Origin of the sequence: Nocardioides sp. (assembly GCF_050699375.1) — a bacterium.
Lineage (GTDB): Bacteria > Actinomycetota > Actinomycetes > Propionibacteriales > Nocardioidaceae > Nocardioides.
Genome location: NZ_JBOHDN010000174.1, coordinates 1 through 8,596 on the forward strand (window position 1 = coordinate 1; position 8,596 = coordinate 8,596).

The following is an 8,596-nucleotide window of genomic DNA, read 5'->3' on the forward strand; positions in this document are numbered from 1 at the left end:
CCTGGTTCCAGCGCACCTGGTCGGCGAAGCCGCGCCGGGTGGTGTCCTCGTCGATGACCAGGAGCTCGGTGCGGGCGATGTTCGCGAAGACCTCGAAGGCCTCGAGGCCGGCGGCGGTCGACATCACCGTGTGGTGTGCTCCGCCGGCGGTCAGCCAGGCTTCCGCGGAGGTGGTGAAGTCGGGGCGCGGGGCCCAGACGGCGCGGGCGACCGGCAGGTTCGGCAGGGCCTGGGTCGGCGGGACCACGTCGACGACGTTGGCGGTCAGCCGGAAGCGGTCACGCATGTCGGCGAGCGAGACGACCACAGCCCCCTCACATGCGTCGGCGTCGAAGACCATCCGGACCGGGTCCTCGCGGTCGCCGATCCCGAGCGGGTGGATCTCGACGCGCGGAATGGAGGTGGTCAGCGAGGGGCAGATCTCGAGCATGTGAGCGCCCAGGATCACCTCGGCGCCGGGGGTGAGGTCATAGGTGTAGTCCTCCATCAGGGAGGCGCCGCCGGGCAGCCCCTCCCCCATGACCTTGGCGGCGCGCACCAGGACCGCGGTCTTCCAGTCGCCCTCGGCGCCGAAGCCGTAGCCCTTGCTCATCAGCCGCTGCACCGCGATGCCGGGGAGCTGGCGCAGTCCACCGAGGTCCTCGAAGCTGGTGGTGAACGCCTTCGCGTTCCGCTCCGTGAGGAAGGCCTCGATCGCGATCTCCTGCCGGGCGGCGTAGCGGAGCGACTCGTGCCGCTCGCCGCCGCGGCGCAGCTCGGGCACCACGTCGTAGAGGTCCTCGTACTCGGCGACGAGCGCGTCCACGGCACCCTCGTCGACGGCGTCGACCGCGGCCACCAGGTCGTTGACGCCCCAGGTGCTGACCGAGACACCGAAGCGCAGCTCGGCCTCGGTCTTGTCGCCCTCGGTGACGGCGACGTTGCGCATGTTGTCGCCGAAGCGGACCAGGTTGAGCTCATGGGTGGCAGCCCAGCCGGCGGCGCCGCGGACCCAGGTGCCGACGCGTCGGGTGACGGCCGGGTTGGAGACGTGACCGACGACGGTGGTGCGGGCGACGCCGAGGCGGGTGGCCACGTAGGCGTACTCCCGGTCGCCGTGGGCGGCCTGGTTGAGGTTCATGAAGTCCATGTCGATCTCCGCCCAAGGGAGCTCGACGTTGGCCTGGGTGTGCAGGTGCAGCAACGGCTTGCGGAGCGCGTCCAGCCCGGCGATCCACATCTTGGCCGGGCTGAAGGTGTGCATCCAGGTGATGACGCCGAGGACGTTGTCATCAGCGTTGGCCTCGAGCATCGCCCGGCGGATCGCCACCGAGTCCTTCAGGACGGGCTTCCACACGATCTTCGCCGGGACGTCGCCCGAGGCGTCCAGAGCACGGGCGACCTCCTGGGACTGCTCGGCCACCTGGCGCAGGGTCTCCTCGCCGTACAGGTCCTGGCTGCCGGTGAGGAACCAGACCTCGCGGTCGCCATAGGGTTTCAGCGCTGTCGGCTTGCTCATGTGGGGTCCTTCCAAAGCTGACGTGGTGTTTCGGGGCGCAGCTCAGTGCTGGCCGTAGACGTTCTGGTAGCGGTCGTGGAGCGAGTCGACGTGGCCCTGCCCGATCGGCAGCGGCTGCCCGAGCTGGCGGGCGATGTGCACGGTGCGGGCGACCTCCTCGCACATCACCGCGGCCTTGACCGCGGCGCGGCCGTCCGTGCCGATGGTGAAGGGCCCGTGGCTCTGCATCAGCACCGCCGGGCTCCGCGAGTCCCGCAGCGTCTCGACGATGCCGCGCCCGATCGAGTCGTCGCCGATGATCGCGAACGGACCGACCGGGACGGGCCCGCCGAACTCGTCGGCCATCATCGTGAGCACGCACGGGATCGGCTCGCCGCGAACGGCCCAGGCCGTGGCGTACGTGGAGTGGGTGTGGACCACGCCGCCGACCTCGGGCATGTGGACATAGACGTACGCATGGGCAGCGGTGTCCGAGGAGGGCGAGCGCTCCCCCTCGACGAGGTTGCCGGCCAGGTCGCACACGACCATCGCCTCGGGCGTGATGTCGTCGTAGGCGACCCCGGACGGCTTGATGACCAGCAGGTCCTCGCCGTGGGGGTTGGGCACGCGCTCGGAGACGTTGCCGGCGGTCCACACGACCAGCTCCCAGCGGGGCAGCTCGGCGTGCAGCGCGGCGACGCGCTCCTTGGTGGCGTCGACGGCGTCGCGAAGGGAGGTGGGTACGCCCGCCATCACCGGTCTCCTTCTTCGGTGACTCCTGGGCTCGGGGCGAGTGAGCCGACCGCAGTGCGCTCGATGGCCAGCCCGGCCTCGTAGCGCTCGAGATAGGTCGCGAACCCGGCGAGGTCGGCGGCGGCCGGCTCGACCACCTCGAGGTCGGCGTCGCCGAAGACGCGCTCGTGGAGGTAGGCGTTCAGGCTCAGAGCGGGCTCGGCCTCGGCCGCTCTGGCGTACGCCGCCAGCAGTGCGATCCCCCAGGCGCCGCCCGCTCCGGCGGCCTGTCCGACCGCGACCGGGGTGCCGATGGCAGCGGCGAGCAGCCGCTGCGCGACGCCCGCGGTGCGGAACAGGCCGCCGTGGGCGAACATCGCGTCGATCTCGACGCCCTGGTCCGCGAGGACGCGCATGCCGAGGGCGAGGGTGCCGAAGGCACCGTAGACCTGAGCGCGGGCGAACCCGGCGAGGTCGAGACGGCTGCCGGGGGTGCGTACGAACAGCGGCCGGCCCTCGTCGAGACCGGTGATCGGCTCGCCCGCCAGATAGTTGTACGCCAGCAATCCGCCGCCGTCGGGCACGCCCTTCAACGCCGCGGTGAGCAGGGCGCCGAAGACGGCGTCCGCGTCGCTCGGGTGACCGAGCGCAGCGGCGAGCTCGCCGAACACCCCGGCCCAGGCGTTCAGCTCGCTCGCCCCGTTGTTGCAGTGCACCATCGCGACCGGGTCGCCGGCTGGAGTGGTGACGATGTCGATCGCGTGGTGGGAGGTGATCAGCGGCTCCTCGAGCACGACCATCGCGAAGATCGAGGTGCCGGCGCTGACGTTTCCGGTGCGCTTGGCGACCGAGTTGGTGGCGACCATCCCGGTGCCGGCGTCGCCCTCGGGCGGGCACAGCGGGATGCCCGGCCGCAGGGTGCCGGAGGGGTCGAGCAGGACCGCGCCGTCGGGAGTGAGCCGGCCGGCGTCAGCACCGGCCGGGAGCACCTCGGGCAGCAGGTCCTCGACACGCAGGCCGGGGCGACGGGCGGCGACGAGGTCGCCCAGCCTCGCCAGCATCCGTGCGTCATAGGTCCGGGTGACCGGATCGATGGGGAAGACACCGGAGGCGTCGCCGACCCCGAGCACATGGCGTCCGGTGAGGGCGCGGTGGACGTACCCGGCCAGGGTGGTCAGCGAGGCGACCCGGGGCAGGTGCCGCTCGTCGTCGAGGATCGCCTGGTAGAGGTGGGCGACCGACCAGCGCAGCGGGACGTTGGCACCGAAGGTCTCCGACAGCTCCGCGGCGGCGGCCGCGGTGTTGGTGTTGCGCCAGGTGCGGAACGGCACCAGCAGCTCGCCGGTCGCGTCGAAGGCGAGATAGCCGTGCATCATCGCCGAGACCCCGATCGCCCCGAAGGTGGCCGGGCGCTCACCGAAGCGGCGCCGGACCTCATCACCCAGGTCGGCCACGGCGCGCTGGACTCCGGCCCAGACCGCCTCGAGGGAGTAGGTCCACAGGCCGTCGACGAGCTCGTTCTCCCACAGGTGGGAGCCGGTGGCGATCGGTACGTTGCCGGGTCCGATCAGGCACGCCTTGATGTTCGTGGACCCCAGCTCGATGCCGAGCGAGGTCTCCTCGAGGTCGGGCAGATCCGCGCTTCGCGCGGTCACTCCTTGGCCTGCTCGCTGCGTCATCACGGCTCCGTTTCTGACCTGACGGCTCGGGTGGGGTCGAGGCAATGTGAACGCTAACATACCGCGCCGGCGTGCCCCTGTGGTCCCGGCGGAGCCCGGTCGGGCGCTAGATCACGTACGCGGGATCGGCGCCGCCGAGGACCGCACGACCAGCTCCGGAGCCAGCAGCGGTGGCACCTCGACGGTTCCTTCGGCGATGGCCGTGGTGGCCACCTCGACCGCCAGAGCGCCCAGCGACGCGAAGTCCTGCCGGACGGTGGTCAGCGGCGGCCAGAGGTAGGCAGCGTCCGGGACGTCGTCGAAGCCGACGACGCTCACATCAGCGGGGACCCGGCGCCCGGCCTCGTGCAGTGCCCGGATCACCCCGAGCGCCATCGAGTCGTTGGCCGCGAAGACAGCGGTGACCGAGTCGTCCTGGGCGATCTCGGCCCCGGCCTCATAGCCGCTCCTGCTCGACCAGTCCCCGAAGATCTCGGGCCCGGGTCGAGCATCGCTGTCCCGGTGGGCGGCCAGCCATCCCTCCCGGCGCTGCCTGGCGTCGATCCAGCCGACCGGACCGGCCACGTGTGCGATGTTGCGGTGGCCCAGGTCCAGCAGGTACTGCGTGGCGAGCACCGCCCCCGCGTGCTGGTCGATCCCCACCGAGCGCACCCCCTCCGGCGGGTCGCTGTGGATCATCACCACCTCGACCGTCGCGGCGAGCTGGGCGACCAGGTCCTCGAACGACTGGTGCGAGACGCCGAGGAGAACCGCCTCGACCGCGTCGTCGAGCAGGGCCTCGATCGCCCGCTCGGTCGAGGTTGCCTCCAGGTGCGGCACCGGGCTCAGGATGATGTCGTAGCCGGCCCGCTGACCGGCCTGGTGCACCGAGGCGGCCAGCGTGCTCGGCCCGTAGAGGTGCGGCTGGGAGTAGAGCAGACCCAGCCTCCCCGACCGCCGGGTCACCAGCGCGCGGGCCGACTTGTTGCGCCGGTAGCCCAGCTCCTCGATCGCGGCCTGTACCCGTTCACGGGTGTCGCCGCGTACGGCATCGGAGCCGTTGACGACCCGCGACACGGTCTGGTGGGAGACCCCTGCCCGGGCCGCGACATCAGCCATGCTCGGCGCGTTCTTCGACTCCCCGTGGACCATGCGGTGATCCTAGTGGCGCGTCCTGCAGCGGCATGCCTCGATGTCACTGGCTTCTCCACCCCGCCAGGCGCCCAGGCCGAGTCAGCCCAGCAGACCCTGCTCCCCCGTGCCGGCCAGCATCTTGTCGAGCAGCTTGCGCAGATCGGTCCGCTCCGCGGAGGTGAGCCCGCCGGTGAGCAGAGGCTCGATGGCTTCGACCCGCGGACGCAGTGTCTCCAGGGTGACGCGACCGGCCGCGGTCAGACTCAGTACGTTGCGCCGCTTGTCAGTGGTGTCCTGCTCGCGCGCGAGGAGACCGCGGCGCACCATCCGGGAGACGACGTCGGCGATCGTGGAGCGGTCCAGGAAGAGGTCGGCCCCCAGCTCGGCCTGGCTCGCGCCGGGCAGTCGGTCGAGCACAGCCAACGCGGCGAACTGCACACTGGTCACCTCGGTGGAGACTTCGCGTTGCCACACCGCCAGGTGCACCTGTTGCGCGCGCCGCAGGAGATGGCCGGTGTAGCGCAGCGGCTCTGGGGCCTCAGGGCTGCTCACTCTGGTCACTCTGGTCACTCTGGTCACTCTGCCGACCCGGGCCGCGCGAACACGCCATCGAAGAAGGCGGTGAGGCTGTCGTACGCATCCAGCGGGAGCACCAGCGCAACATACTGGTCGGGCCGCACCACGAGGAGTGCACCCTGCTCGCGGTCGATGCCGCGCAGGTCGAAGATATCCTCGCGCGAGACCGCGGCGTACGCCTTCTCGTAGTCGACCAGCCCGAGACGGCCGGCGCGGGGTCGGAAGACCTCCGGCAGGCCGAGCAGGTCGACCGCGGAGTGGCGCTGCTGCACGATGCCGCGTACGTCGACGAACGCGTCCAGGTCGTGGCCGGTGCCGTACCGGACCAGGGGTGAGGTCCCGGCCGAGCCGAGCCACTCGCCGAATGCGCGGAAGCGATCCTCGCGAGCATCGGCGAAGGCATAGATCCGCCAGCGGCCGTCGGCCACCGCCGAGTGGCCGAGCTGAAGCCGCTTGCCGTCGCCGACGCGGACGACCGGCGCGGAGTGGAAGCGCATACCGACCGTCAGGCCAGCGGCCAGCCCCTGATGCTCGTCGGTCCCGGTGAGCCGCGAGGGCCGATAGTGGGTGGCCACGCCAGCGGTGTAGCGCCCCTGGCGGACGAAGTACTCGCTGAGCTCGGCCGGGTCAACACCACCGCGCTCGGGGTGCCCGGGATCGCGAGGCGGCGCGGCGAGCATGGCCGACCACTCCTTGTCGAAGGCGATCAGCTCCTGCGCGACAGGTCGGCGCTCGGCGTCGTACGTCTCGAGCAGACTTGCGTCGCTGCGGCCCTCGAGGACGGCGGCGAGCTTCCAGCCGACGTTGAACGCGTCCTGCATCGACACGTTCATCCCCTGGCCGGCCTTGGCGCTGTGGGTGTGGCAGGCGTCGCCCGCGATGAAGACCCGCGGCCCGCGCCCGAGGTCGCGGCCGACGGCGTCGTCGAAACCGTCGGTCATGCGCTGCGCGACCTCGTAGACGGAGAACCAGACAGTCTCCTTCACGTCCAGGACGTACGGATGGAGCACCCGGTTCGCCATCGCGACCACCTCCTCCACGCCGAGGCCGCGGACAGTGGCGCGGTTCTCCGCAGTCACCGTGCCCAGGTCGACGTAGAGCCGGACCAGGTAGCCGCCCTCGCGCGGGATGAGCAGAATGCTGCCGTGCTCGGCGGACTGGATCGCGGCCTTGAACCGGATGTCCGGAAAGTCGGTGGTGGCCAGGACGTCGAGAACACCCCAGGCATGGTTGGCGCGATCGCCGGACGAGGTGCGGCCGATGGCGGCACGCACCTCGCTGCGGGCGCCGTCGGACCCGACGACGTACTTCGCCCGGACCGTGACCTCCTCACCGGTGCCGTCTGCTCCCTCGGGGCCGACCCTGCGCAGGGTGGCGATGACCGGGTGCTCGCCCTCGTCGGCCACCTCGAGACCGACGAACTCCAGCCCGTAGTCGGGCACCAGCCGCGCCGGGGCGTCGCGTGCCGCGGCGAGCAGATGGTCGTGGATGCGGGCCTGGTTCATGATCAGATGCGGCATCTCACTGAGGCCGTCCTCGACGTCCTGCACCCGGCTGGTGCGCACGATGTGATCGCGCCGCTCAGGATCGGGCCGCCAGAACGTGGTCTCGTTGACCCAGTACGCCTCTTCCATCAGCGTGTGAGCGAACCCGAACGCCTGAAACATCTCCACGGTGCGGCATGCGACGCCGTCGGCCTGCCCCATCTCCATAGGGCCGGTACGGCGCTCCACCAGCCGCGTGGTGATGCCCGGAAACCGGGCCAGCTGCGCCGCGAGGACATTGCCCGCCGGCCCGCTGCCGACGATCAGAACGTCGACCTCCGCAGGGAGCGGCACGCTCGTCGACGTCGTTGCGTCTTCCGCGCCCGGGACGACCGCGGGGTCGCCGGGGTAGAAACCGTCTCGGTAGTACTGCACGCCACTCCTCTTCGTTGGATGCAGGGATAATAGTCAGTACCCCAACGATCTGTACAGAAAGAGGGTAGCTCCCCGGCCAGCCTGGGATCCAGAGACCCTGGATAGATCCTGGCCGCCCGCCGAGGATGGATCAGACACCAGATCCGTCCTCGAGGAGCAGACCAATGCCACGTCGACCCATCGACATCACGATCCCTGACCTGTCCGGCAGGAGAGCCCTGGTCACCGGGGCCAGCGACGGCATGGGGCTGGTGATCGCCACCCGGCTGGCCGGCGCGGGCGCCGAGGTCGTCATGCCCGTACGCAATCCCAGCAAGGGCGAGCGAGCGCTCACCACGATCCGTGAGCTGGTGCCGGAGGCGAAGATCTCGCTGCGCGACCTCGATCTCTCTTCGCTGGCCTCGGTCACCGCGCTCGCCGAGACCCTCCTCGACGAGGACCAGCCCTTCCACATCATGATCAACAACGCCGGCGTGATGACGCCGCCGGACCACCAGACGACGGCCGACGGGTTCGAGCTTCAGCTCGGCACCAACCACCTGGGCCACTTCGCCCTCGTCGCCCGGATCCTGCCGCTGTTGCGAGCGGGCCAGGCACGCGTCACCTCGCAGGTCAGCGTCGCCGCGCGCAGCGGCGAGATCAACTGGGACGACGTGAACTGGGAGCGCAGGTACGACGGCGGGGCCGCCTACAGCCAGTCGAAGATCGCGGTCGGGCTGTTCGGTCTCGAGCTGGACCGGCGCAGCGAGGCGTACGGCTGGGGCATCACCAGCAACCTCGCTCACCCCGGCGTCGCCCCGACGAACCTGCTGGCCGCTCGACCGGAGATCGGCCGGAGCACCGACACCGTCGCCGTACGCCTGATCCGCTGGCTCTCCGCACACGGGATCCTGCTCGGCACCCCCGAGACCGCAGCCCTCCCGGCGCTCCTGGCCGCGACGTCCCCGGATGCGACCGGTGGTCAGCTGTACGGCCCCAGCGGACCGGGCCACCTCGGCGGCGCGCCCGCGGCGCAGTCGCTCTACCGGCCGATCGCCCGCGAGGACGCCGCCCGGCTCTGGGAGGTCTCCGAGAGCCTCACCAAGACGGAGCTCCCGACC

The 8,596-nt window shown here is 71.0% G+C and carries 7 protein-coding genes; 1 reads left to right on the plus strand and 6 read right to left on the minus strand.

The window, feature by feature from the left end; genetic code table 11:
* The 6 genes from araA to ACRDPS_RS13120 all read right to left on the minus strand — a co-directional run.
* Window positions 1-1,498, minus strand: a 1,498-nt coding sequence (araA, locus tag ACRDPS_RS13095; protein WP_431502082.1) for an L-arabinose isomerase, incomplete at its 3' end; no start/stop codon positions are given.
* Between the two features lie 42 nt (window positions 1,499-1,540).
* Window positions 1,541-2,230, minus strand: coding sequence for an L-ribulose-5-phosphate 4-epimerase (locus ACRDPS_RS13100; RefSeq protein ID WP_431502083.1), 690 nt, complete (start codon window positions 2,228-2,230; stop codon window positions 1,541-1,543).
* Window positions 2,230-3,888: an FGGY-family carbohydrate kinase gene (locus ACRDPS_RS13105; RefSeq protein ID WP_431502084.1), complete on the minus strand. Its 1,659-nt coding sequence runs from the start codon at window positions 3,886-3,888 to the stop codon at window positions 2,230-2,232. Before ACRDPS_RS13105 ends, ACRDPS_RS13100 begins: the two co-directional genes overlap by 1 nt.
* Before the next feature lie 111 nt (window positions 3,889-3,999).
* Window positions 4,000-5,019: a LacI family DNA-binding transcriptional regulator gene (locus tag ACRDPS_RS13110; RefSeq protein WP_431502085.1), complete on the minus strand. Its 1,020-nt coding sequence runs from the start codon at window positions 5,017-5,019 to the stop codon at window positions 4,000-4,002.
* 81 nt (window positions 5,020-5,100) lie between these two features.
* Window positions 5,101-5,553: a MarR family winged helix-turn-helix transcriptional regulator gene (locus ACRDPS_RS13115; protein WP_431502086.1), complete on the minus strand. Its 453-nt coding sequence runs from the start codon at window positions 5,551-5,553 to the stop codon at window positions 5,101-5,103.
* Window positions 5,554-5,576: 23 nt separating this feature from the next.
* Window positions 5,577-7,496: an FAD-dependent monooxygenase gene (locus tag ACRDPS_RS13120; RefSeq protein WP_431502087.1), complete on the minus strand. Its 1,920-nt coding sequence runs from the start codon at window positions 7,494-7,496 to the stop codon at window positions 5,577-5,579.
* Between the two features lie 164 nt (window positions 7,497-7,660).
* Between ACRDPS_RS13120 and ACRDPS_RS13125 the strand changes: the two genes are divergently transcribed.
* A partial coding sequence (locus ACRDPS_RS13125) for an SDR family oxidoreductase (RefSeq protein ID WP_431502088.1) occupies window positions 7,661-8,596 on the plus strand: 936 nt, incomplete at its 3' end.

What these genes read in the sequence shown, in the direction of transcription:
- ACRDPS_RS13100 (WP_431502083.1), bottom strand. Translation starts at nt 2,230, where the DNA reads ATGGCGGGCGTACCCACCTCCCTTCGCGACGCCGTCGACGCCACCAAG.
- ACRDPS_RS13110 (WP_431502085.1), bottom strand. Translation starts at nt 5,019, where the DNA reads ATGGTCCACGGGGAGTCGAAGAACGCGCCGAGCATGGCTGATGTCGCG.
- ACRDPS_RS13105 (WP_431502084.1), bottom strand. Translation starts at nt 3,888, where the DNA reads ATGACGCAGCGAGCAGGCCAAGGAGTGACCGCGCGAAGCGCGGATCTG.